This window comes from Bradyrhizobium mercantei (genome assembly GCF_001982635.1).
Classification (GTDB): domain Bacteria; phylum Pseudomonadota; class Alphaproteobacteria; order Rhizobiales; family Xanthobacteraceae; genus Bradyrhizobium; species Bradyrhizobium mercantei.
The window spans coordinates 860,265-883,048 of record NZ_MKFI01000005.1; the positions used below are offsets into that span (position 1 = coordinate 860,265).

Sequence of the window (22,784 nt, forward strand, 5' to 3'; positions counted from 1 at the left end):
TTAGAAGTATGCCCCTGAGTTGCCCGACGTGTCAAGTTCCCTGGTCGAGCGCCGCCACCGCCGGCTGCTTTGCATGGGGTTGTTTTCGATATTTTGGCAGCGCCCCTGCGACGTTCCCATAAGAGAACGGATTTTCGGCCGGAACCATCAGCGGGGAAAGCTCGTTGTCGCGGGATGTGTTGGGGGCAATCAACACAAGGAATGCTCATGCGCATCCGCATCTCGACGGCATCCATCATCGTTGCCGCGCTTTCGCTTGGAACTCCTGCCTGGGCGCAAACGCAGGGAACGCAACCGAACACGCCGCCGCAGGCTCAATCTGACGAGTCCAACGTCATCCGGACGATACAGGTCGTCGATGTCAAGGAACTGAAGCCCGAGGTCCGGTCAAGGGTCGAGGCTGTTATCGCAAAGGCAACCGACGACGATCTGAAGAATCTGCGGGGTTCCATCGACGCGTCCAAGGAAGCCGTATCCGCGCTCAAGGCGAAGGGCATGAGCTCGGCACAAGTCGTTGCGGTCAACCTCAGCAACGGCATTCTCACGCTCTTTACCAAGGTGGCGTGAGCGGCCGGCTAGCTAAGGAAACTCGCACTCAATGATAAGAGCCCGCCGGTTCAAACCCGGCGGGCTCTTCAATGTCCGTTTCGCCGTCTCTTCCGTGACGAAGGGGCAGGCCTCAACCTACCGCCTTCGCCGCCGCGCGCCCGGCGTTGCGGCCGGAGAACAGGCAGCCGCCGAGGAATGTTCCCTCCAGCGAGCGATAGCCGTGCACGCCGCCGCCGCCGAAACCGGCGGCTTCACCGGCTGCGTACAGTCCGCGGATGATCTGCTGATCATTGCCGAACACGCGTGAATCCAGGTCGGTCTCGAAGCCGCCGAGCGTCTTGCGGGTGAGGATGTTGAGCTTCACCGCGATCAGCGGCCCGTGCTCGGGATCGAGGATGCGATGCGGTTTCGCGGTCCGGATCAGCCGATCGCCGATATAGCGCCGCGCATTGTGCAGGTTCATCACCTGCGCGTCCTTGACGTAGGGGTTGGTGATCTCGCGATCGCGCGCCTCGATCTGCGCCTTGATCGCGTCGAACTTCAGCAGGTCATTACCGACGAGCTTGTTCATGGCGCCGACGAGGTCGGCGAGATTGTCGCGCACGATGAAGTCGGCGCCGTGCTGCTTGAAGGCCTCGACCGGCGCCGGCGCACCCTTGTTGGTGGCGCGCTTGACCGTCATGCGCCAGCTCTTGCCGGTGAGGTCGGGGTTCTGCTCCGAGCCCGATAGCGCGAACTCCTTCTTGATGATGCTCTGGGTCAGGATGAACCACGAATAATCGTAGCCTGTGCCCATGATGTAATGCAGCTGCCCGAGCGTGTCGGAGCCCGGGAACAGCGGCGCCGGCAACCGCTTGCCTGTCGCGTCGAACCACATCGATGATGGCCCCGGCAGAATCCGGATGCCGTGACGCGGCCAGATCGGGTTCCAGTTCTGGATGCCCTCGACATAGTGCCACATGCGGTCGCGATTGATCAGCCGGCCGCCTGCGGCTTCAGTGATTCCGATCATGCGGCCGTCGACATGTTCGGGCACGCCGGAGATCATGAACTTCGGCGGCTCGCCTAATCGCTTCGGCCAGTTCTGCCGCACCAGATCATGATTGCCGCCGATGCCGCCGGAGGCGACGATCACCGCCTGCGCGCGCAGCGAGAAATCACCGACCACGTTGCGCGAGGAGCTTTTGCCGCGCTCGACCGAACTCGGTTCCAGGATCGCGCCGCTGACACCATCGACGGTGCCGTTGCTGACGCTGAGCGCATCGACGCGATGGCGGAACTTGAATATCAGCCGTCCGCTCTGCGCGGCCTCGCGCGCGCGGCGCTCGAATGGTTCGACGATGCCGGGACCGGTGCCCCAGGTGACATGAAAGCGCGGCACCGAATTGCCGTGGCCCATCGCATCGTAACCGCCGCGCTCGGCCCAGCCGACCACCGGGAAGATACGGTGGCCCATCGCGCGCAACCAGTCGCGCTTCTCGCCCGCCGCGAACGCGACATAGGCCTCGGCCCATTTGCGCGGCCAGTGATCCTCCTCGCGATCGAAACCGGCGGTGCCCATCCAGTCCTGCATCGCGAGTTCGACCGAATCCCTGATGCCGAGCCGGCGCTGTTCCGGCGAATCGACCAGGAACAATCCGCCGAACGACCAGAAAGCCTGGCCGCCGAGACTCTGTTCCCCTTCCTGATCGAGCACGATGACGCGCTTGCCCGCGTCGGCGATCTCGGTTGCGGCGACCAGACCGGCAAGTCCGGCGCCAATCACGATCACATCTGCATCGTCAGCCATTTTGATTCCCCCGTCCCGCCGCGATTCAAGACCGTGCGATTGCGCGCGGTCAACGCCAAATGGACCTTGCCTGTGGCGGCGCGGCACCAAATAGTTGCGGCAAGCTGTTCCAGTTTGGGACCTTTTCCACACGCCACTGCAGCGCGCGCGCAACACCCAATTTGAATTTGTTTTGACCGGCTTCGCTCGTCTGGACAAAAATCCACCGCCGCAACACGCTCACGATTGTCTTGCATCACAGACCAAACAGATTCGGTTTCGACTGGGGCTGGCCAAAATGAAGTTGATGACGGGGTTGCTCGCTGCGGTTCTTCTGCTGGCGGGAATGGGGGCGTCGCAAGCAGTGGTCAGGATCGCCGATGATCGCGGCGGCAAGATCGGGGTCTATGTCGACAGATATCAGGACCTGCGCACGTCGGGTGAGACCGTGATCATCGACGGGTTGTGCGCCTCGGCCTGCACCATCGTGCTCGGCAAGGTCCCGCATGACCGGATCTGCGTGACCTCGCACGCCAGCCTCGGTTTCCATGCCGCCTGGGATTACGGCGACAACGGCCGTCCGGTCCCCAATCCCGAAGCCACCCATATGCTGTACCTGATGTACCCGCCGGCGGTGCGCAAATGGATCACCGACCGCGGCGGCCTGACCCGGCGCATGATCTTCCTGCGCGGCAAGCAGCTGCAGGCGCTGTACAAACCGTGCTACCTCAACGCCCAGGCGTCGGCGCCCAAGCCGACCCACTAGGCCCGCATACTGAGTTGCTGATCCTGCTTTGACGGCCGCTTTCGTTATGGGTGGCATGACGGGGGCTCGCGACGGGATTAGCCTCGCTATCATTTGACGGCCTGCGACAGCCATTGCGCTTGCTGCCTGCCGGAACCCGGCTTATCTCAAGCTCATGGTTCAGCCGATCTCCACCCGATCCGAGCTCATGACGGCTCCGCAGGGCCGGGTGGCATCTGCGATCCTGTGGGGCGCTGCCGGCATCGGTGGATTGGCCCTGCTTGCCGCCGCCGCGCTCTGGTTCCACTACGGGACCGCGGTGTTTTTCGAAATGATCACGGCCGGCATCGCCGCCTGCTTCTGACAAGGACGCCCCCGCATCATGCCCCGGACAACGCGCCCATTGGTGATCTTCGCTGCCTTCGCGGGCAGCCTGGCGGTCGGCCTGTTCCTCATGCTGTGGGCGATCGGTGGTTTGCGCACCGTCGCCGCGCCGGCCGCGATCGGCGGGCCGTTCCAGCTCACCGACCAGGCCGGCCAGACCGTCACCGACAAAAGCCTCCAGGGCAAGCCGACGCTGATCTTCTTCGGCTTCACCCATTGCCCGGACATCTGCCCGACCTCGCTGTTCGAGATTTCCGAGGTGCTGAAGGCGATGGGCAAGGACGCCGATCGCGTGAACGCCTATTTCGTCTCGGTCGATCCGGAACGCGACACCGCCACGGCGATGAAGGATTACCTGTCGAGCTTCGATCCGCACCTCAAGGGCCTGACCGGCGATCCCGCCGCGATCGCCAAGGTGCTGTCGAGCTATCGCGTCTACGCCAAGAAGGTGCCGCTGAAGGATGGCGACTACACGATGGACCACACCGCGCTGATCTATCTGATGGACCGCGACGGTCATTTCGTCGCGCCGTTCAATCTGAAACGGACGCCGGAAGAGGCGGCCGCCGATCTCAAACGGTATCTCTGACCGCCATTTCCGGCCCAGAATTAACCCATTCGGCGCTCGCATCACCCGCCGGATGGTCTATAAGCCGTTCAATTTCCTGATATTGCCGGTTATGCCCAATCTGTCCGCCCAGCCCTTTGCCGTCCGCTCGCGCCAGTTTTTCCTGGCTGCGGGGATGCTGACGGCCGTCGTGTTGGCGATGGCCGGGCCCGCGGCCGGGCAGACGCCGCCGGCACAGGCCCCGGCGGCAAAGAACGCGCCGGCCCCGTCCACCAAGCCGGCCCCCGCACAACCGGCCCCTGCAACACCGCCCCCGGCTGCGGCCGCTCCGTCGCCGCCAACCCAGCCACCCAAAGCCACCGAAGCCGCGCCGCAGGCGGTGCCCGGCTTCTGGGACCCGCGGCGCCGTCCGGACCGCCCGGACCTGTCGCGCCTCACCGTGATCCGCTTCCTGACCGAGACCGACTATCCGCCGTTCAACTTCACCGGTCCGGACGGCAATCCGGCCGGCTTCAACGTCGACCTGGCGCGTGCGCTCTGCGACGAGATCAAGGTCACCTGCACCATCCAGATGCGCCGCTTCGAGACCCTGATCGATGCGCTCGCCACCAACCGGGGCGATGCCATCATCGCGTCGATGGCGGTGACGCCGCAGCTGCGCGCCAAGGTCGATTTCACCGATCCCTATTACCGCGCGCCGGCTCGCTTCGTGTCGCGCCGCGACAACGTGATGCCGGAAATCCGCCCCGAATATCTCGAGGGCAAGAAGGTCGGCGTGATCGGCGGCACCTCGCACGAGGCCTACCTGAAGGCGATGTTCACCGACGCCGAGATCCATTCCTATCCGGATAACGATGCGCTGCGCGCGGCGCTACGCCGCGGCGAGGTCGATTTCATCTTTGGCGATGCGATCTCGCTCGCGTTCTGGATCAACGGCACCGATTCCGCCGAATGCTGCGCGTTCTCCGGCGGTCCCTTCGTCGAGAGCCGCTATTTCGGCGAGGGCGTCGGCATCGCGGTGCGCAAGGGCAACGATCTGCTCCGGCAGTCGTTGAACTGGGCGCTGTTCCGGATCTGGGAAAAAGGCCGCTTCACCGATCTGTGGCTGCGCTATTTCTCGATCAGCCCGTTCTGACGCGGCGCGATGTTATCCGCCGTCATTGCGAGCGAAGCGAAGCAATCCATGGCTCACCGCGAAAATAGATGGATTGCTTCGTCGCTTTGCTCCTCGCAATGACAGTTAGGGCGAGAAACGAGCCAAAACTTTGCATTTTGCCGCGAAAGCGTTAGGTTTCGCGGCCTTTTTGGAGAAAGCCTGAAGAAATGTCCGTGATTGATCTTGCCGCCAGCCCGAGCGACCTGCGGGCGCTCGCCGAACAATCCAACGCCTGGCCGTTCGAGCAGGCGAAAGCGATTGTGGCGCGGCTGAAGAAAAATCCCAAGGATAATCCAAAGCACGAGGTGCTGTTCGAGACCGGCTACGGCCCCTCGGGCCTGCCGCATATCGGCACCTTCGGCGAGGTCGCGCGCACCACGATGGTGCGCCACGCCTTCCGCGTGCTCACCGAAGACAAGATCAAGACCCGCCTGCTCGCCTTCTCCGACGACATGGACGGACTGCGCAAGGTGCCGGACAACGTGCCGAACAAGGAGCTGCTGGAAAAGCATCTCGGCATGCCCCTGACCAAGGTGCCGGACCCGTTCGGCACCCATCCGAGCTTCGGCCAGCACAACAATGCGCGGCTGCGTGCCTTCCTCGACCAGTTCGGCTTCGACTATGAGTTCGCGAGCTCGACCGAGTACTACACCTCCGGCCGGTTCGATGCCGCGCTGCTGCGCATGCTGGAGCGCATCGAGAAGGTGATGGCGATCATGCTGCCGTCGCTGCGCGAGGAGCGGGCGGCGAGCTACTCGCCGTTCCTGCCGATCTGTCCGCGCACCGGCCTCGTGCTCTACGTGCCGGTGACGGCGCACGACGCCAAGGCCGGCACGATTTCGTATGAGGATCCCGAGACCAAGGAGAGCGTCACCGTTCCTGTCACCGGCGGCCGCTGCAAGCTGCAATGGAAGCCGGACTGGGCGATGCGCTGGTACGCGCTCGGCGTCGACTATGAAATGGCCGGCAAGGACCTGATCGACTCGGTGAAGCTGTCGGCCAAGATCTGCGCGGCGCTCGGCGGCACGCCGCCGGAAGGCTTCAACTACGAACTGTTCCTCGACGAGAAGGGCCAGAAGATCTCGAAGTCGAAGGGCAATGGCCTGACGATCGACGAGTGGCTGCGCTATGCCTCGCCGGAATCGCTGTCGCTGTTCATGTATCGCGAGCCGAAGGCGGCGAAGCGGCTCTATTTCGACGTCATCCCGCGCAATGTCGACGACTACCAGCAATTCCTCGACGGTTTTGCGCGGCAGGAGCCGCGCCAGCAGCTGCAGAATCCGGTCTGGCACATCCATTCCGGCAAGCCGCCGCAGGCCGATATGCCGGTCACCTTCCAGCTTCTGCTGACGCTGGTGTCGTCGTCGAACGCGGAGAACGCCGAGACGCTGTGGGGCTTCATCGGCCGCTATCGTCCGGGCGTGACGCCGCAGACCCATCCGAAGCTGGATGCGATGGTCGGCTACGCCATCAACTACTATCGCGACTTCGTGGCGCCGACCAAGCAGTTCCGCGAACCGACCGATGGCGAACGCGCCGCGTTGCAGGATCTGCGCGATGCGCTGGCCAACATGCCGGCGGATGCGAGCGCGGAAGACATCCAGAACCTGGTCTACGAGATCGGCCGCCGCGAGCCGTTCCTCGACATGGTCAAGAAGGGCAAGGACGGCCGTCCCGGCGTCTCGCTCGACTGGTTCAACATGCTCTACCAGGTGCTGCTCGGCCAGGAGAAGGGCCCGCGCTTCGGCTCCTTCGTCGCGGTCTACGGTGTGCAGAACGCCGTCAACATGATCGACGGCGCGCTGGCGCGGTCGTCGTAGTTCACCGCTGTCGTCCCTGCTCCCGTGCGCAATTGCGCACTCGGCCGGGACGACAGTGGAGGTTGTGGCGCCCAGCGGCTCGCCTTTCTTGGTCGTGAACTTGTCATCACATGATTGCGGCGAGCCCGCAAAATGCGGATGGCAGGCATCGGCAAATCGACCGGAGGTCTCATGCCGGACTACGCTACACTCCCCTCATAAAATCAGCACGGCCCCCAATGAGCGGCCGGCACAGATGGGAGCATGCGCATGCAGTTCAGGGTTTCGCCGACATCGCTGCAGGACAGTACGAGCGCCGAGGAATGGCAGGCGCGGGTCGATCTCGCCGCCGCGCATCGGCTCGCCTACATCCACGGCTTTTCGGAAGGCATCTTCAACCATCTCACCTTGGTGGTTCCGGGCCGCAGCGACCGCTACTATCAGATCCCGTTCGGCATGCACTGGTCGGAGGTGACCGCGTCGTCGTTCATGGAGGTCGGCATCGACGATGCCGAGGTGAAGCGCGGCGAGGGCGAGGTCGAACGCTCCTGCTATTGCATCCATGCGCCGATCCACAAGGCGCTACCGCAGGCCAAGGCCGTGTTCCACACCCACATGCCGTATGCGAGCGCGCTGACGCGGCTCGAGGATCCGCGCATCAAGGAGATCGGCCAGACCGAGGTCGGGCTGTCGGAAGCGATCGCCTATGACGACCTCTACACCGGCCCCGCGCTGGATCCCGAGGAAGGCGCACGGCTCGCCAAGGTGATCGGCAACAAGACCATTTTGTTCATGGCCAATCACGGCATCTCGACCGTCGGCGAGACCGTCGCCGATGCCTATGACCGGCTCTATTACATCGAGCGCGCCGCGCAGGTGCAGATCTACGCGATGTGGACCCAGCAGCCGCTCAAGCAATTGCCGCAGCATGTGGTGGAGAAGACCAAGCGCGATTTCCGCGACGACCATCTCTACAACGGCCCGTCCCCGTCGCAGCGGCATTTCGATGCGCTGAAGCGGATGCTGGACCGCAAGGAGCCGGATTACGCGACGTAAGGCCGTAAACAAGGCTGCGAGGCGCGCCGCAACCTCCGCCGTCGTCCCGGCGAAAGCCGGGACCCATAACCACAGGATCGGGTTGTTGGAGCAGGCTGTGGCCCCAGCGTGTGTAAGCAATGCTGTGCGGTGGTTATGGGTCCCGGCCTACGCCGGGACGACGCTGTTTTTGTGGCGACTGAATCGGCCAGCTACTGGCTCGCCCACACCACGCGCGCGATCCATGCGACTTCTTCGGCATCGAGCATGCGGTCGGGATGCTCCGGATTGAGCGATGCGAGTTCCAGCATCTTGCCGGTGCGCCGCTTCAGTTCCTTCACCATCACTTCGCCGCCGGTGGTGCGCACCACCACGCGGTCGCCACGGCGGATCGCGGTCGCCGGTGACACCACGATGATGTCACCTTCGCGATAGGCCGGCTTCATCGAGTCGCCCTCGATCTCCAGCGCATAGGCGTGCTCGTCTGATGTCGCCGGCAGCGCCACTTCGTCCCAGCCCTTGCCGGCGGGAAAGCCTGAGTCGTCGAAATATCCGCCGGCGCCGGCCTGGGCGAAGCCGAGCAGTGGCACCGATTGGCCGCCGCGCGGGCCACCATCGCCGAGCAGCTGCACGAACGTCTCCATGCTGGCGTTGCTCGCGGCCAGCGCCTTGGACAGCGATTCGGTCGAGGGCCAGCGCTCGCGCCCGTCGCCGGTCACGCGTTTGGACTTGTTGAAGGTGGTGGGATCGAGGCCGGACTGCTTGGCAAGGCCGGACGGCGACAGGCCGGCGCGTTCGGCGAGCCGGTCGAGCGCGGCCCAGACCTGCGCATGGGTCAGCGGTCGGGTGACTTTGGGCTGTTTGGCCATGGAGGATATCCCCCGGGTGGTGTCCTAGGAATTATTGCCTGAAACCTGGCGTTTTCGCAAATCTACCGTCGGATGTGTCTCCCCACCGCTTGAGTTGCGCCGCCGCCGCCGATACGGTCCCTCGCTCGCCACATGGCGTCTGGGGCATTTCCCCTCAAATCCGGATAAAACCCCAAGAGACTCAAGGACAAAAGGGAAGGCCGGGCCGTGCCCATGATCTACAAAATCACCCCCGCTTCGGCCTGGCGCGAGGCCGAGCGGCAGGGCGTGTACCGGGGCAGTGCGGACGACAAACGCGACGGCTTCATCCATTTTTCCACCGCAGCCCAGGTGGCCGAGACCGCGCGCAAGCACTACCACGGGCAAACCGGCCTGTTCCTGGTCGCGGTCGACGCCGATGCGCTCGGCGATGCCTTGCGCTGGGAGCGGTCGCGCAATGACGAGCTGTTCCCGCATCTCTATGGCGAACTCGACCTCGGCGCGGTCACCGAGATCCTCGACCTGCGCGCGCGCTCCGACGGCGGTCACGACGTTCCGGAGCTCAAGCCGTGATCCGTGCCTTCGACGCCTTCTCGCTGCCGCTGCTGCGCTGGTTCGATCCCGAGGATGCCCATCGCATGGCGATCCAGGGTTTGAAGCTGCTGCCGCCGATCCGGCAGCGGGCGGATGATCCCAAGCTCGCGGTGCGCGCCTTCGGGCTGAACTTTCCCAATCCGATCGGCATGGCGGCGGGGTTCGACAAGAGCGCCGAGGTGCCCGACGCGCTGCTGCGGCTCGGCTTCGGCTTTGTCGAGATCGGCTCGGTGACGCCGAAGCCGCAGGCCGGCAACCCGCGGCCGCGGCTGTTTCGCCTGGAGCGCGACGAGGCCGTGATCAATCGCATGGGCTTCAACAATGACGGCGCCGAGGCCGTGCTGCGGCGGCTCGCCGCGCGCGCCGGCGGCGGCGGCATCATCGGGGTCAATGTCGGGGCCAACAAGGATTCGGCGGACCGCATTGCCGACTACGTGAAGCTGATCGAGACGTTTGCGCCGGTCGCAAGCTATTTCACCGTCAATGTCTCGTCGCCGAATACGCCGGGCCTGCGCAATCTGCAGCAATCGGCCGCGCTCGACGATTTGCTGGCGCGCGTGATCGACACCCGCGAGCGCGTGCGCAAGAACGCGGGCGACTCGCCGGTCCTGCTGAAGATCGCGCCGGACCTCAGCCTCGCCGAGCTCGACGACGTCGTGCACATCGCCCGCTCGCGGCGCGTCGACGGCATGATCGTCGCCAACACCACGCTGGCGCGCCCCTCGACCTTGCGCGAGGACAACCGCGCCAAGGAGCAGGGCGGGCTGTCGGGCCGTCCGCTGTTCCGGCTGTCGACGCGGATGGTGGCCGAGACCTATGTCCGCGTCGAAGGCGCGTTTCCGTTGATCGGCGTCGGCGGCATCGACTCTGGCGGCGCCGCGCTGACCAAGATCCGCGCCGGGGCCAGCCTGATCCAGCTCTATTCGTCGCTGGTCTACAAGGGCATCGGCCTGGTCGACGACATCAAACGCGATTTGTCCTCGACCCTGTTGCGCACGGGGCGCGACTCGTTGTCGGAAATCGTCGGCGCCGATGCCGCGACGATCACGGCCGAGGACTGGCCGGTGAGGTAGGTACCCGCAGCCCGGATGGGGCGTAGCGCAATCTGGGACAGTGTCACCGCGCGCGAGAACCCCGGATTATGCTCCGCTGCATCCGGGCTACGCACTACGATTTGAACGTCTTCCTCAGAAGCGCCGGATAGCGCAGGCCTTGTAGGCCGCCGCGCGCGACGTAGAAGCCGATCAGCGCGATCCACAGCCCGGTGTTGCCGTAGCCGCTGAGCACCCACCAGGTGGCGAGGAAGATCGCGAGCGAGGCCAGCATCAGATTGCGCATCTCGCGTGCCCAGGTCGCGCCGACATAGATGCCGTCGAAGCCGAAGGCGAACACGCCGGGCAGCGGCGCCAAGATCACGAACACCAGGAAGTCGCGCGCATAGCGGCGGACGTCGTCGCTGGTCGTCATCACATTGATCAGCGCCGGTCCGAACAGCGCGAACAGCACCGACACCACAAGCGCAAAGCCGATGCCCCACAGCAGCACCAGCCGGGTCGAATCGGCAAAGCCGCGTCCGTCGCGCGCGCCGAAGGCGCGGCCGCACAGCTGCTGGGCGGCGTTGGCGAGGCCGTCGAGGAAGAAGGCGCTCACCAGCAGGAAATTGTTCAGCACCGAATTCGCCGCCAGCGTCACGTCGCCTTCGCGCGCGCCCTTCGCGGTGAAGAACAGGAACACGACGATCAGCGCCGCGGTGCGGACCATGATGTCACGGTTGACCGCCAGCATGCGCATCAGCTTGGCGCGATCAAACAGCGTGGCCGCCGGAACGGCAAAGCCGTCTTGCGAGATCCGCCACGCCACCACGATGCCGGCGGCGAAGCCGGCGGTCTCGGCGAGCACGGCGGCGATCGCGGCACCGGTGATGCCGGCACCATAGGTCTGCACCAGCAGCACGGTTGCGATCATGTTGATGATGTTGATCACGATCTGCAGCGCGAGTGCCAGATTGGCGCGTGCCTGCCCGACCAGCCAGCCCAGGATGACGTAATTGGCGAGCGCCAGCGGCGCCGACCAGATCCGGATCATGAAATAGCTCTTGGCCGCGCGCGTGACCCCCTCGCTGCCGCCCATCAGCTGGAACGTGATGGCGGCCAGCGGCACCTGCAACGCGATCAGCGCCGCGCCGATCAGGCCGGCGACGATGAAGCCGCGCACCAGGATCGCGGCATATTCCTGCGGCTCGCCGGCGCCTTGCGCCTGCGCGGTGAACGCCAGCGTGCTCATGCGCAGGAAAGCGAACAGCCAGAACAGGCAGTCGAAGATCACCGAGGCCATCGCCACCCCGCCGAGCAGCGCGGCATCGTCGAGGCGACCGATCGCAGTGGTCGAGACGATGCCGATCAACGGCGTGGTCAGGTTGGCGACCATCGCGGGACCGGCGATGGCGAAGACCTCGCGGGTCCTGATCTTCGGGTGAACGGGTGCGTGCATGGCTACAATTGCAATGAATATGCGTTTCTATCGCGTCATCCGTCGCGCGGCCATGCTCGAATTGTTCTCAGAGCAATGCGGTGGCGAGGGGGCTCAGAGCGCCACGACCATGCCGTCGCTTGCCGCCGTATAGGGCAGGTCGTCGATGCGGCCGAGCATGTCGTCGCTCATATGGGTCAGCACCACGCGTTTGGCGTTGATGGCAGGCAAATGCGCTTCCAGCGTCTTCAGGCTGAGATGGTTCTTGACCATTCTGTCGTAGGTGTAGGCTTCGGCGATGAAGAGGTCGGCGTCCCGCGCGGCCGGGATCAGGGTGTCGGTCCATTCGGTGTCGGCGCTGTAGCAGATGATCCGGCCTTCCGCCTCGACGCGATAGGCGAGGGACGGTCCGCCGGATTCACCATGCACAACAGGGTAGGGCGTCACGGTCACGTCGCCGAAGCTGCGCCGCTCCTGCGGTTCGAGCGTGACGACGGACAGATCGAAGCGCTGCTTGGTTTTGGAGGAATGCTCGAACATCACCTCCATCACCTCGGGCAATTTCGCTTCGATGCCCTTGGGCCCTGCGATCACCAGCGGTCGGGTGCGGCGGGAGAACTGCGCGTCGAGCAGGAAGAACGGCAGGCCGGCAAAATGGTCGCCGTGGAAATGCGTGATCAGGATCAGGTCGATGGCGTCGCGGTCGACCCCAAGCTGCTTCATCGCCGGGAGCGACGAGGCGCCGCAATCGATCAGGAAATTGACACGCGCGCCGCTGACGTGGAAGCAGGTGTTGAAGCGGCCGCCGGAGCCGAACGCGTCGCCGCAGCCGACAAATCGCAATTGCATCGGCTGCGAGCTCTCCTCTTGATCAGCGGCCGCGCGGTGCGCCGAACAGCCGCGACAGCAGCCAGATCGGGATCACGATCACGGCGCCGAGCAGGAAGTAGCGCCAGGCCCAGTTGATCGCGTCGAAGCCGAAATCCCACAGGCTCTGGAACAGCCTGCGGATGCTGTAGAGGATGTTCCACGGGTCGAGGCCGATCGCGGCGAGCACGACGCCGACCAGGATCGAAAGCAGGATGAGCCGGAACGCCACCGAGAGCGGCGATCCGCCGAGAAAGCGGTACAGGCCGTCACTGTGGCCGGCCGGCAAGTCCCGGATGTTGTCTGGCATCATGATCTCCTGGCGGAATCGCCCGCGCATTATAGGTCACGGCGGAGCACATGGGAAACCCGCGGGGCGCGATCAATGGCTGCCATGCGGCTTGCGGATTTAACTTCCTGTCATGGAGATTAACAACCGTTCAAGTGTCTCCAGCCGGTCGGCCTCGCGCGGCGGCTTGTCCCAGCGCAGCCGGCTGATCCGGGGAAAACGCATCGCGACGCCGGATTTGTGCCGCGGCGAGCGCTGCAAGCCCTCGAAGGCGACTTCCAGCACCAGCCCCTGATCCGGCTCATGCACGACATGCCGGACGGGACCGAACTTCTCGGTGGTGTTGCGGCGGACGAAGCGATCGATCTGCAACAGCTCCTCGTCGGTGAAGCCGAAATAGGCCTTGCCGACCGGCACCAGCTCGTCGCCGGTCTCACCGCTTGTCCAGACCCCGAACGTATAGTCCGAGTAGTACGACGAGCGCTTGCCGTGGCCGCGCTGGGCATACATCAGCACCGCGTCGATGATGTGCGGATCGCGCTTCCATTTCCACCACGGGCCCTTCGGCCGCCCCGGCAGATAGGGCGCGTCGCGCCGTTTCAGCATCACGCCTTCGACCGCGTCGGCATCGTCGCCAGCGCCGGCGCTCTTCGGATCGGCGCGCGCCGCGGCCAGTTCTTCCCAGCTTGCGAACGGGACGGTCGGCGACAGGTCGATGCGCGGATCGCCGAGCTTGGCGACGAAAGCTTCGAGATGCGCGCGGCGTTCGGTGAAGGGCAGCTCGCGCAAATCATTCTCGTCGTCGCCGAGCAGATCATAGGCGCGCAGATGGATCGGAAATTCCTTGATCAGCTTCGGCGAGACGACCTTGCGGTTCAGCCGCTGCTGCAAGACGTTGAAGGTCTGCACGCGGCCGTCGCGCAGCACCAGCAATTCGCCGTCGATCGCGCCGGGCAGATGCAGCGACGGCACGAGGTCGGGGAAGCTGCCGGTGATATCCTCGCCGGTGCGCGAATAGAGCCGCGCCTGGACGTGGCCACGCGCGTCGCGGCCGGAGACTGCCTGCACGCGGATGCCGTCCCATTTCCATTCCGCGCTGAAATCGGCAGCGTCGAGATTGGCGAAATCCGCATCCTCGATCGCATGCGCCAGCATCACCGGGCGGAACGGGGTCGGATCACGGTTGACCGGCTTGTCGCCGCAGCCCTCGAGCCACGCGAACAGGTCGAGATAGGGTGGCGACAGCCCCGGCCACATCAGCTCGATCTCGTGCGGGTCCTTGGTCCCGAGCGCCGCGGCCGCGGTCTTCGCCAGCCGCGCCGAGATCCCGATCCGCATCGCGCCGGTGACGAGTTTTAGCAGCGCCCAGCGCCCGGTCTCGTCGAGCTCGTCCAGCCAGCGCGCGAGCTGCGCCGGCAGCTCGGCCTTGCCGAGCGTGCGCAGCGTTGTGACGACCTCGGTGAGGGTCGGAGGAGGTGGGTTGTTGTGCGTGCGCGGAATCTCACTGCGATCCCGCCCGCGGTACCCCTCTCCCCAACCCTCCCCCGCAAGGGGGGAGGGAGCCTGCCCAGCGGTACGTCCCTCACTGACGTCAATTCCTTCAACATCGTTGTGAGGTGAGCACGATGGTTGGGCTCCCTCCCCCCTTGCGGGGGAGGGTTGGGGAGAGGGGTGGCCCAGCAAAGATCCGGCGTGATTTGCTCCAGCCTTCGGCCACATCAGCGCGACGGTCTCCGAGAGATCGCCGACGTAATCATAGGAGTAGCCGAACAGCACCGGATCGGTGCGTTCGGTGATCAGGTCGCGGATCAAGCCCGGCTTGGCGTGCTTGAAAGACAGCGCGCCGGTCAGCGCCGCCAGCGCGTAGCCGCGGTCGGGATCCTCGGTCTCGCGGAAATAGGCAACCAGCAGCTTGATCTTGTTGTTGCGGCCGGGCTCGTAGGCGAGCCGGTCGAGCAACTCGGCAAAGCGGTTCATGAGGTCGCCTCGCCGCCAGCTGAGGTCTCGCTGGTCAGCGCCGCGGTCTCGCCCTCGTCCTCGTCGCCATAGCCGACCAGATCGAGCGGCCGTGCGGCGAGGCCCTTGCTCTTGCACCAATGCACCAGCGCGTCTTCCTGGCCGTGGGTGACCCAGATCTCGCCGGCACCGGTGGCGGCAATCGTCGCCGTCAGTCCGTTCCAATCGGCATGATCCGAGATCACCAGCGGCAGCTCGACGCCGCCCTGCCGGGCCCGGGCGCGCACCCGCATCCAGCCCGACGCGAAGGCGGTGACCGGATCGGGAAAGCGGCGCGTCCAGACATCGGATGTCGCGCTCGGCGGTGCCAGCGTGATGGTGCCGGCAAGCTCGGCCTTCTTCATGCCGCGCGCCGGCCTGAGCTCGCCGAGCGGAATGCCGCGCTCCTGATAGTAATAGGTGATCTTCTCCATCGCGCCATGCAGATAGATCGGCGCGTCGTAGCCGGCCTCGCGCAGCAGCGCGATCACGCGCTGCGCCTTGCCGAGCGAATAGGCGCCGACCAGATGCGCGCGCTCCGGAAACAGTTTTGCGGAGGCCAGCAGCTTGTTTACCTCGGCGGCGGCGTCGCCATGGCGGAACACCGGCAGGCCAAAGGTCGCCTCGGATATGAAGACGTCGCAGGGCACCAGCTCGAACGGCGCGCAGGTCGGGTCGCGCGCGTCCTTGTAGTCGCCGGAGGCGACGATGCGCTTGTCCTTGCAGGTGACGGATATCTGGGCGGAGCCCAGCACATGACCGGCGGGATGAAAGGTGACGGTAACGTCGCCGAGCCTGATCTCCTCGCCATAGGCAACCGCCTGCACGGAGCCGGCGAAATTCTCGCCGTAGCGCAGCCGCATCATGTCGAGCGTTTCCTGGGTCGCGAGCACGGCGCCATGGCCCGCCCGCGCATGGTCGGAATGGCCATGCGTGATCAGGGCCCGCTCGACCGGCCTGACAGGATCGATGTGGAAGCCGCCGGGCTTGCAGCAAAGCCCGGCCGGGACGGGCATCAGGATGTCTTGCGGGCGCATCGTCCCTATATAGGCGCTCGATCCGCGATGTTTAGCCGTCATGCGCGGGCTTGACCCGCGCGTCCATCTCCGGAAAAAGTCCGTCCTTTGATGGATGGCCTGATACGGCCAGGATCCTTAAGAGAAGATTGGTTCCTTAGAGAAAATGGCTCCCCGCCTGTTTCTGTCCTCCGGTGACCTCGTTGCCGACCGCCGCTACGAGTTCGCGCGCGACCTGCAATTGAAGGGCGATCTGCCGGCCGCCGCCGAGCTGCTCGAACAGGCGATCGAGCTGGTGCCGAAATTCACCTCCGCCTGGTACACGCTGGGCAAGATCCGCCTCGAGCTCGGCCAGCGCGAGGCCGCGATCGCAGCCTTTCGTACCGCGCGCGACGCCGATCCCGAAGACCGCCATGGCGCCGGCCTGCATCTGATGCAGCTCGGCGTCGAGGCCGTCAGCGCGATGCCGCCAGGCTATGTGCAGACGTTGTTCGATCAATATGCGCCGCGCTTCGAGGCCGCGTTGGTCGGTGATCTCGATTATCGCGGCCCAGCGCTGTTGTTCAAGGCCGTGCTGTCGGTGCGCGCTTCTGCGAAGAAGCCGGCCTTCTTCAAGCGTGCGATCGATCTCGGTTGCGGCACGGGGCTCGCGGCCGGCGCGTTCGCAGGGCATGTCGATCGCTTCATCGGCATCGACCTGTCGCCGCGCATGATCGACAAGGCCCGCGCCACCGCCCTCTATGCCGAGCTCGAGACTGGCGACATGGTGCAGGGCATTGCGAGCAAGCCGGACGCCAGCGCCGAATTGATCCTGGCCGCGGATGCAATGGTCTACGTCGCCGATCTCGCGCCGGTTCTCGCCGAGTCCGCGCGCGTGCTGGTCGCCGGCGGCGTGCTCGCCTTCACGGCGGAGACCCACGACGGCGAGGGCGTCATCCTCGGCGAAGGGCTGCGCTACGCGCACAGCGCGGCCTATGTGCGTGCGTCGGTGGCCGACGCGGGGCTGACGCTGGCGCTGCTCGACGATCTCTCGGCGCGCAATGAAGACAATATCCCGGCGCCGGGGCTTGTCGCCGTCGCAGTGAAGCCGTGACGCACCCTCTCCCCTTGTGGGAGAGGGTCGCTTCGCGCAGCGAAGCGGGGTGAGGGGTCTGTCTCCGCGGATAGAGACCCCTCATCCGTCGCGGACTGCGTCCGCGCGACCTTCTCCCAAAAGGGGAGAAGGGAAGCGCCTCACTCCCCAACTTGAGTCTACACGCTACGCATTTGCCGTGACGCGGCATTGCGCCACACAGCCGTGACTTCGCGCTTGCCCGGTGCAAGGCGGAATGCGAGAGCTTTGCGCCTCAGGGAGAGACACAATGAAAAAACATACGCGGCGCGAATTCGGCGCCACCGCATTGTCCGTCATCGCAGCGTCCGTGCTGCCTGCGCCGTTCGTCCGGGCCGCCGACAAGAAGTATGATCCGGGTGCGAGCGACACCGAGATCAAGCTCGGCCAGACCGTGCCGCATTCCGGCCCCGGCTCGCTCTATGGCGTGCTCGGCCGCGTCGGCGAAGCCTATTTCCAGATGCTGAACGACAAGGGCGGCATCAACGGCCGCAAGGTGAAATTCCTCACCATGGACGACGCCTACAGCGCGCCGAAATGCGTCGAGGCGACGCGCCGCCTGGTCGAGCAGGAGGAGGTGCTGGCGCTCTATGGCTCGCTCGGCACCGCGCCGCAGACCGCCGTGCACAAATATCTCAATTCCAAGGGCGTGCCGCAGTTGTTGCTCAACACCGGCGCTTCGAAGTGGAACGACCCGAAGACCTACAAATGGACCATGGCGGGCCTGCCGCTCTATCCGACCGAGGCGCGCATCCTCGCCAAGCACGTCGTCAGCGTGAAGCCGAACGCCAAGATCGGCATCCTCTATCAGAACGACGATTTCGGCCGCGACTTCCTCGGGCCGTTCAAGAAGGTGCTGACTGACGCCGGCGGCAAGGCGCAGGTGATCATGGAGCAGACCTACGATCTCACCGATCCGACGGTCGATTCCCAGCTCATCAATCTGTCGAAGTCGGGCGCCGACGTGTTCTACAACATCACCACGGGCAAGGCGACGTCGCAGTCGATCCGCAAGGTCGCCGAGCTCGGCTGGAAGCCGTTGCAGCTGTTGTCGGCGGGCTCGACCGGCCGCTCGATCCTGAGCGCCGCGGGCCTCGAGAACGCCAAGGACATCGTCGCGATCCGCTACAACAAGGAAGTCGGCGTACCGCGCTACGAGAAGGATCCGGACGTGGTTGCGTTCGAGGAGCTGCGCAAGAAGTACCTGCCGAACATCGATCCTGACAACACCATCGCGTTTGCCGGCTACGGCCAGGCCGCGACGATGGGCGAAATCCTGCGCCGCTGCGGCGACGACCTGACCCGCGCCAACGTGCTCAAGCACGCCACCACACTGGCCGGTTTCCACTCGCCCTATTTCCTCGACGGCATCAATTACAGCTATACGCCGGACGACTACACGCCGATGAAGACGCTCTATGTCTCGATCTTCAACGGCAAGGATTGGGATCTTTCGGGCGAGCCGATGACGGAGTAGGGGGCCTGGCGCGCTCCGTCCCCGTCATTGCGAGCGAAGCGAAGCAATCCATCGATCCCCTCGGGGAGAGATGGATTGCTTCGTCGCGTCGCTCCTCGCAATGACAGCGTCGTGGGACACCGGCAGAGGGTTCCTCTTGCCACCTGCCGCCATTTCCGTCCCGCCCTCGACGAAACCGCCTGAACCGCCTACCTCTTGGGCGTGTCGACGCTCGATCTCTTTTCCGTACCGCCGTCGGAAACGGCCGACCTGCTGCCGCGCCGGTTTCGCGACTGGTTCGCCTCACGCGGCTGGTCGCCGCGCGAGCATCAGCTCGCGCTGCTGGCGAAGGCGCGCGAGGAGCGCTCGGCGCTCCTGATTGCACCCACGGGCGCGGGCAAGACGCTGGCGGGTTTCCTGCCGACGCTGGTCGAATTGGCGGGCGAGCCGGGTGGCACCAAACCGCTGCGGCAAGCCAACGAGGCAACTGTCGCAGCCGATCCAAGGCCAAAAGTCGTCTCCACCGGCCGCTCGGTTCGCCGCAGCGGCGGGCTGCACACACTCTACATCTCGCCGCTGAAGGCGCTTGCGGTCGACATCGCGCGGAACCTTGAGACGCCGGTTGCGGAGATGGGCTTGCCGATCAAAATCGAGACCCGCACCGGCGACACGCCGGTGTCGCGGCGGCAGCGGCAGCGGCGCTATCCGCCGGACATTCTGCTCACGACGCCGGAGCAGCTCGCGCTGTTGCTGGCCTCCGACGACGCGCCTTTTCTATTTTCCTCGCTGAAGCGCATCGTGCTCGACGAGTTGCATGCGCTGGTCACCTCCAAGCGCGGCGATCTGCTGTCGCTCGGTCTGGCGCGGCTCTGGACCATCGCGCCGCAGACCCGCGCCATCGGCCTCTCGGCGACGGTGGCCGAGCCCGAGCAGCTCGCGCGTTTCCTTGTGCCGCAGCCGGGCGGCGCAAGCGCATCCGCCGACGTCGTCACGGCCGGAGGCGCGGCGCCGCCGGTGGTCGAGATGCTCGACACGCGGGAGCGGCTGCCGTGGTCCGGCCACAGCGCGCGCCATGCGCTGCCCGAGGTCTACGAGCTGATCAAGCGCAACAAGACCACGCTGGTGTTCGTCAACACCCGCAGCCAGGCCGAGATGCTGTTCCAGGATCTCTGGCGCATGAACGACGACGGGCTCGCGATCGCGCTGCATCACGGCTCGCTCGACGTCGCGCAGCGCCGCAAGGTCGAGGACGCGATGGCCGCCGGCCGCCTGCGCGGCGTGGTCTGCACCTCCTCGCTCGATCTCGGCGTCGACTGGGGCGATGTCGACCTCGTCATCAATATCGGCGCGCCCAAGGGATCGTCGCGTCTGATGCAGCGGATCGGCCGCGCCAACCACCGTTTCGACGAGGCCTCGCGCGCCGTGCTGGTGCCGGCCAACCGTTTCGAGGTGCTGGAATGCGCCGTCGCGATCGATGCGATCGCGGAGAATGCGCAGGACACGCCGCCGCTGCGCCTAGGTGCGCTCGACGTGCTGGCCCAGCACGTGCTCGGCTGTGCCTGCGGCAAGCCGTTCCTGTCCGACGAGCTCTACGATGAAGTCAGGACCGCGGCGCCCTATGCCGCGCTGGCGCGGACCGATTTCGACGATGTCGTCGACTTCGTCGCCACCGGCGGCTACGCGTTGAAGACCTACGAGCGTTTCGCGCGCATCAAGCAGGACAAGCAGGGCCGCTGGCGCGTCACCAATCCCAAGGTGCGGCAGAGCTACCGCCTCAACGTCGGCACCATCGTCGAGGAGACCATGCTGAAGGTGCGGCTGGTGCGCTCGCGCGCCGGCGGTCACGGATCGACCGGCGCGATCGCCCGCGGCGGACGGATGCTGGGCGAGATCGAGGAGGTCTTCATCGAGGGCCTCGTGCCCGGCGACACTTTTGTCTTTGGCGGCGAGGTGGTGCGCTACGAGGCCTTGGTTGAAGATCAGGTCTACGTCTCTCGCGCCAATGACAAAGACGCAAAAGTGCCGTCCTACATGGGCGGCAAGTTTCCGCTGTCGACCTATCTCGCCGAGCGCGTGCGCAAGCTGCTCGACAACAGCCGGGCCTGGAAGGCGTTGCCCGACCAGGTGCACGATTGGCTGTCGTTGCAGCGGAAATTCTCGCGGGTGCCGGCGGTGCGTGAGCTGCTGGTCGAAACCTTTCCGCGCGGCGGCAGCCATTATCTGGTCTGCTATCCCTTCGAGGGCCGGCTCGCACACCAGACGCTCGGCATGCTGCTGACGCGCCGGCTGGAGCGGGCGCGCGCCCGTCCGCTCGGCTTCGTCGCCAACGAATATGCGCTCGCGGTCTGGGGCGTCGGCGATCTCTCTTTCATGATCCGGCACGGCAAGCTCGATCTCAACGCGCTGTTCGATCCCGACATGCTCGGCGACGACCTCGAGGCGTGGCTTGCCGAATCCGCGCTGATGAAGCGCACCTTCCGCAACTGCGCCATCATCTCCGGCCTGATCGCGCGCCGCTTCACCGACGAGGAGAAGTCGCGCCGTCAGGTGCTGTTCTCGACCGATCTGATCTATGACGTGCTGCGCAAGCACCAGGCCGATCACGTGCTGCTGCGCGCCGCGCGCGGCGATGCCGCCACCGGGCTGCTCGATCTCCGTCGCCTCAGCGACATGCTTTCGCGCATCCACGGCCGAATCACCCACAAGGATCTCGACCACGTTTCTCCGCTTGCCGTCCCCGCGCTGCTGGAAATCGGCCGCGAGTCAGTTTATGGCGAAGCATCCGACGAGCTTCTGGCCGAGGCGGCCGAGGAACTCGTGCGGGAGGCGACATCCTAACGCTGGCATTCTGGGGAACAGGACGTGACGGCAAGCGCGCTAGCTTTGCGAGACGGTGACGACATGCGCGTTGCGAGGGTCACGGTGGCGGATGTCGGCTTCGTGGCGGATTGCTCCGGCGCGCTGTTCTGGGAAGAGCAGAGCCTGCTCGTGGTGTCCGACCTGCATCTGGAAAAAGGCTCGAGCTTTGCTTCTCGCGGCGTGCTGCTGCCGCCCTACGACACGGTGGCGACGTTGAGCCGGCTTGCCGCCGTGATCGCGCGCCATGATCCGCGGCAAGTGATCGCGCTCGGCGACAGCTTTCACGATCGCGATGCCCATGCGCGGCTGTCGGATGGGGATCGCGAAGCGCTCGCGGCGCTGCAAATGCGGCGCAACTGGATCTGGATTGCCGGCAACCACGATCCGGCGCTGCCGTCCAGTCTCGGCGGCGTGGTCGCCACGGAAGTTGCGATCGGCCCGATCGTGTTCCGCCATGAGCCGACCGGTGCGAGCGGCGAGATCGCCGGGCATCTGCATCCCAAGGCGCGGGTGCCGACCCGCGGCCGTTCGATCGAGCGGCGTTGCTTTGCCTGCGACGGCGAGCGCGCGGTGATGCCGGCGTTCGGCGCCTACACCGGCGGCCTGAGCATCCGCGACGCCGCCTTCGCGCGGATTTTTGGATCGCCCGGCTTCATGGCCCATGTGCTCGGCGACAACCGTGTCCACGCGTTCGTGGCGTCGCGGTGTTATTGACGGTCGCGATCGGCGCACTCGAGCCTGCCATCATTCGTAGGTCGCGCCACACACTCAGTGTCGTCCCGGGCAAGCGAAGCGCGACCCGGGATCCATAACCACAGGGCTTTGTTGTTGGACAAGGCTGTGGCTCCGGCCTGCCCTCTCACCACGCCCTGTGGTTATGGGTCCCCTGAGTTCACAAACGAAGTGCAACACTTCCGACAGGAGGTGTTGCCATGGGGCGGACTTACACGCAGCTCTCCCTGGAGGAGCGATGCGAGATTGCCCGGCTTTCGGCCAGTGGCAGCTCGATCCGGCAAATCGCGGCAGCTCTGGATCGCCCGCCATCAACGATCTCTCGGGAGCTGAACCGTAATTCCGGCGCTCAGGTCGGCTACAAGCCGAGCTATGCCCAGCAACAGATGCGAGCGCGGCGCTGGACGGGCTCTCGCCTCGAACGGGAGCCCGGCCTGCGCCGTGCGGTGTTGGAACGTCTTGGCCGCGGCTGGTCGCCCGAGCAGGTCGCCGGCCGGCTGGCTCGCGAGCACGGCCGCAGGGTGATCTCCTATGAGAGCATCTA

General features: G+C 65.4%; 22 protein-coding genes. 14 read left to right on the forward strand and 8 right to left on the reverse strand.

Going from position 1 to position 22,784, the window contains the following annotated elements; all coding sequences use genetic code 11:
- Nucleotides 1–31: 31 nt before the first annotated feature.
- Nucleotides 32–196, reverse strand: coding sequence for a hypothetical protein (locus tag BI327_RS42445; RefSeq protein WP_159450489.1), 165 nt, complete (start codon nt 194–196; stop codon nt 32–34).
- Between the two features lie 11 nt (nt 197–207).
- Between BI327_RS42445 and BI327_RS26685 the strand changes: the two genes are divergently transcribed.
- Nucleotides 208–567, forward strand: coding sequence for a hypothetical protein (locus BI327_RS26685; RefSeq protein WP_076864306.1), 360 nt, complete (start codon nt 208–210; stop codon nt 565–567).
- Between the two features lie 112 nt (nt 568–679).
- Here BI327_RS26685 and BI327_RS26690 read toward each other — a convergent pair whose 3' ends face one another.
- Nucleotides 680–2,338, reverse strand: coding sequence for an FAD-binding dehydrogenase (locus BI327_RS26690; protein WP_076864218.1), 1,659 nt, complete (start codon nt 2,336–2,338; stop codon nt 680–682).
- Nucleotides 2,339–2,615: 277 nt separating this feature from the next.
- On the opposite strand from BI327_RS26690, the gene BI327_RS26695 reads away from it, so the two are divergent.
- The 6 genes from BI327_RS26695 (at nt 2,616) to BI327_RS26720 (ending at nt 8,025) form a co-directional block, all read left to right on the forward strand.
- On the forward strand, nt 2,616–3,083 hold the full coding sequence (locus BI327_RS26695; RefSeq protein ID WP_076864219.1) for a hypothetical protein: 468 nt from the start codon (nt 2,616–2,618) through the stop codon (nt 3,081–3,083).
- Nucleotides 3,084–3,270: 187 nt separating this feature from the next.
- Entirely contained in the window at nt 3,271–3,426 is a 156-nt protein-coding gene (locus BI327_RS26700; RefSeq protein ID WP_229165906.1) for a hypothetical protein, read from the forward strand.
- A gap of 18 nt (nt 3,427–3,444) precedes the next feature.
- The gene (locus tag BI327_RS26705) at nt 3,445–4,035 is read left to right on the forward strand and encodes an SCO family protein (protein WP_076864221.1); all 591 of its coding nucleotides are present in this window, start codon (nt 3,445–3,447) and stop codon (nt 4,033–4,035) included.
- A 178-nt stretch (nt 4,036–4,213) separates the two neighbouring features.
- Nucleotides 4,214–5,149, forward strand: coding sequence for a transporter substrate-binding domain-containing protein (locus tag BI327_RS26710; protein ID WP_083742233.1), 936 nt, complete (start codon nt 4,214–4,216; stop codon nt 5,147–5,149).
- Between the two features lie 188 nt (nt 5,150–5,337).
- Entirely contained in the window at nt 5,338–6,990 is a 1,653-nt protein-coding gene (locus tag BI327_RS26715; protein ID WP_076864222.1) for a lysine--tRNA ligase, read from the forward strand.
- Nucleotides 6,991–7,239: 249 nt separating this feature from the next.
- On the forward strand, nt 7,240–8,025 hold the full coding sequence (locus BI327_RS26720) for a class II aldolase/adducin family protein (RefSeq protein ID WP_245334941.1): 786 nt from the start codon (nt 7,240–7,242) through the stop codon (nt 8,023–8,025).
- 191 nt (nt 8,026–8,216) lie between these two features.
- Here BI327_RS26720 and BI327_RS26725 read toward each other — a convergent pair whose 3' ends face one another.
- On the reverse strand, nt 8,217–8,873 hold the full coding sequence (locus BI327_RS26725) for a S24 family peptidase (RefSeq protein WP_076864224.1): 657 nt from the start codon (nt 8,871–8,873) through the stop codon (nt 8,217–8,219).
- 207 nt (nt 8,874–9,080) lie between these two features.
- Between BI327_RS26725 and BI327_RS26730 the strand changes: the two genes are divergently transcribed.
- Complete coding sequence (locus BI327_RS26730; protein ID WP_167386909.1) at nt 9,081–9,425, forward strand: DUF952 domain-containing protein; 345 nt, start codon at nt 9,081–9,083, stop codon at nt 9,423–9,425.
- Nucleotides 9,422–10,519, forward strand: a complete 1,098-nt coding sequence (locus BI327_RS26735; RefSeq protein ID WP_076864226.1) for a quinone-dependent dihydroorotate dehydrogenase — start codon at nt 9,422–9,424, stop codon at nt 10,517–10,519. Before BI327_RS26730 ends, BI327_RS26735 begins: the two co-directional genes overlap by 4 nt.
- Before the next feature lie 94 nt (nt 10,520–10,613).
- On the opposite strand, the gene BI327_RS26740 is transcribed toward BI327_RS26735, so the two are convergent.
- From BI327_RS26740 to BI327_RS26760, 5 genes are all read right to left on the reverse strand, one after another.
- Nucleotides 10,614–11,936 (reverse strand): MATE family efflux transporter, encoded by a 1,323-nt coding sequence (locus tag BI327_RS26740; protein ID WP_076864227.1) that lies wholly within the window; start codon nt 11,934–11,936, stop codon nt 10,614–10,616.
- A gap of 93 nt (nt 11,937–12,029) precedes the next feature.
- Nucleotides 12,030–12,764, reverse strand: a complete 735-nt coding sequence (locus BI327_RS26745; protein WP_076864228.1) for an MBL fold metallo-hydrolase — start codon at nt 12,762–12,764, stop codon at nt 12,030–12,032.
- Nucleotides 12,765–12,786: 22 nt separating this feature from the next.
- The gene (locus tag BI327_RS26750; RefSeq protein WP_050426362.1) at nt 12,787–13,092 is read right to left on the reverse strand and encodes a DUF6460 domain-containing protein; all 306 of its coding nucleotides are present in this window, start codon (nt 13,090–13,092) and stop codon (nt 12,787–12,789) included.
- Nucleotides 13,093–13,191: 99 nt separating this feature from the next.
- On the reverse strand, nt 13,192–15,048 hold the full coding sequence (locus tag BI327_RS26755) for a cisplatin damage response ATP-dependent DNA ligase (protein ID WP_076864229.1): 1,857 nt from the start codon (nt 15,046–15,048) through the stop codon (nt 13,192–13,194).
- On the reverse strand, nt 15,045–16,103 hold the full coding sequence (locus tag BI327_RS26760; protein ID WP_076864230.1) for a ligase-associated DNA damage response exonuclease: 1,059 nt from the start codon (nt 16,101–16,103) through the stop codon (nt 15,045–15,047). The genes BI327_RS26755 and BI327_RS26760 overlap by 4 nt, the downstream gene beginning before the upstream one ends.
- Nucleotides 16,104–16,248: 145 nt before the next feature.
- Here BI327_RS26760 and BI327_RS26765 point away from each other — a divergent pair, with 145 nt between their 5' ends.
- The 5 genes from BI327_RS26765 to BI327_RS26785 form a co-directional block, all read left to right on the forward strand.
- The gene (locus BI327_RS26765; protein WP_076864231.1) at nt 16,249–17,175 is read left to right on the forward strand and encodes a methyltransferase domain-containing protein; all 927 of its coding nucleotides are present in this window, start codon (nt 16,249–16,251) and stop codon (nt 17,173–17,175) included.
- A gap of 268 nt (nt 17,176–17,443) precedes the next feature.
- Entirely contained in the window at nt 17,444–18,670 is a 1,227-nt protein-coding gene (locus BI327_RS26770) for an ABC transporter substrate-binding protein (RefSeq protein ID WP_076864232.1), read from the forward strand.
- A gap of 201 nt (nt 18,671–18,871) precedes the next feature.
- Complete coding sequence (locus BI327_RS26775; protein ID WP_076864308.1) at nt 18,872–21,487, forward strand: ligase-associated DNA damage response DEXH box helicase; 2,616 nt, start codon at nt 18,872–18,874, stop codon at nt 21,485–21,487.
- 63 nt (nt 21,488–21,550) lie between these two features.
- Nucleotides 21,551–22,222 carry a ligase-associated DNA damage response endonuclease PdeM gene (pdeM, locus tag BI327_RS26780; RefSeq protein ID WP_076864233.1) on the forward strand — a complete coding sequence of 224 codons (672 nt, stop codon included), beginning with the start codon at nt 21,551–21,553 and terminating at the stop codon, nt 22,220–22,222.
- A 218-nt stretch (nt 22,223–22,440) separates the two neighbouring features.
- On the forward strand, nt 22,441–22,784 hold a 344-nt coding region (locus BI327_RS26785; RefSeq protein WP_143271696.1), incomplete at its 3' end, for a helix-turn-helix domain-containing protein.

Coding starts and splice junctions, on each gene's coding strand:
- BI327_RS26685 (WP_076864306.1), top strand. CDS start 208: ATGCGCATCCGCATCTCGACGGCATCCATCATCGTTGCCGCGCTTTCG.
- BI327_RS26690 (WP_076864218.1), bottom strand. CDS start 2,338: ATGGCTGACGATGCAGATGTGATCGTGATTGGCGCCGGACTTGCCGGT.
- BI327_RS26695 (WP_076864219.1), top strand. CDS start 2,616: ATGAAGTTGATGACGGGGTTGCTCGCTGCGGTTCTTCTGCTGGCGGGA.
- BI327_RS26700 (WP_229165906.1), top strand. CDS start 3,271: ATGACGGCTCCGCAGGGCCGGGTGGCATCTGCGATCCTGTGGGGCGCT.
- BI327_RS26705 (WP_076864221.1), top strand. CDS start 3,445: ATGCCCCGGACAACGCGCCCATTGGTGATCTTCGCTGCCTTCGCGGGC.
- BI327_RS26710 (WP_083742233.1), top strand. CDS start 4,214: ATGGCCGGGCCCGCGGCCGGGCAGACGCCGCCGGCACAGGCCCCGGCG.
- BI327_RS26715 (WP_076864222.1), top strand. CDS start 5,338: ATGTCCGTGATTGATCTTGCCGCCAGCCCGAGCGACCTGCGGGCGCTC.
- BI327_RS26720 (WP_245334941.1), top strand. CDS start 7,240: ATGCAGTTCAGGGTTTCGCCGACATCGCTGCAGGACAGTACGAGCGCC.
- BI327_RS26725 (WP_076864224.1), bottom strand. CDS start 8,873: ATGGCCAAACAGCCCAAAGTCACCCGACCGCTGACCCATGCGCAGGTC.
- BI327_RS26740 (WP_076864227.1), bottom strand. CDS start 11,936: ATGCACGCACCCGTTCACCCGAAGATCAGGACCCGCGAGGTCTTCGCC.
- BI327_RS26745 (WP_076864228.1), bottom strand. CDS start 12,764: ATGCAATTGCGATTTGTCGGCTGCGGCGACGCGTTCGGCTCCGGCGGC.
- BI327_RS26750 (WP_050426362.1), bottom strand. CDS start 13,092: ATGCCAGACAACATCCGGGACTTGCCGGCCGGCCACAGTGACGGCCTG.
- BI327_RS26755 (WP_076864229.1), bottom strand. CDS start 15,048: ATGAACCGCTTTGCCGAGTTGCTCGACCGGCTCGCCTACGAGCCCGGC.
- BI327_RS26760 (WP_076864230.1), bottom strand. CDS start 16,103: ATGCGCCCGCAAGACATCCTGATGCCCGTCCCGGCCGGGCTTTGCTGC.
- BI327_RS26765 (WP_076864231.1), top strand. CDS start 16,249: ATGGCTCCCCGCCTGTTTCTGTCCTCCGGTGACCTCGTTGCCGACCGC.
- BI327_RS26770 (WP_076864232.1), top strand. CDS start 17,444: ATGAAAAAACATACGCGGCGCGAATTCGGCGCCACCGCATTGTCCGTC.
- pdeM (WP_076864233.1), top strand. CDS start 21,551: ATGCGCGTTGCGAGGGTCACGGTGGCGGATGTCGGCTTCGTGGCGGAT.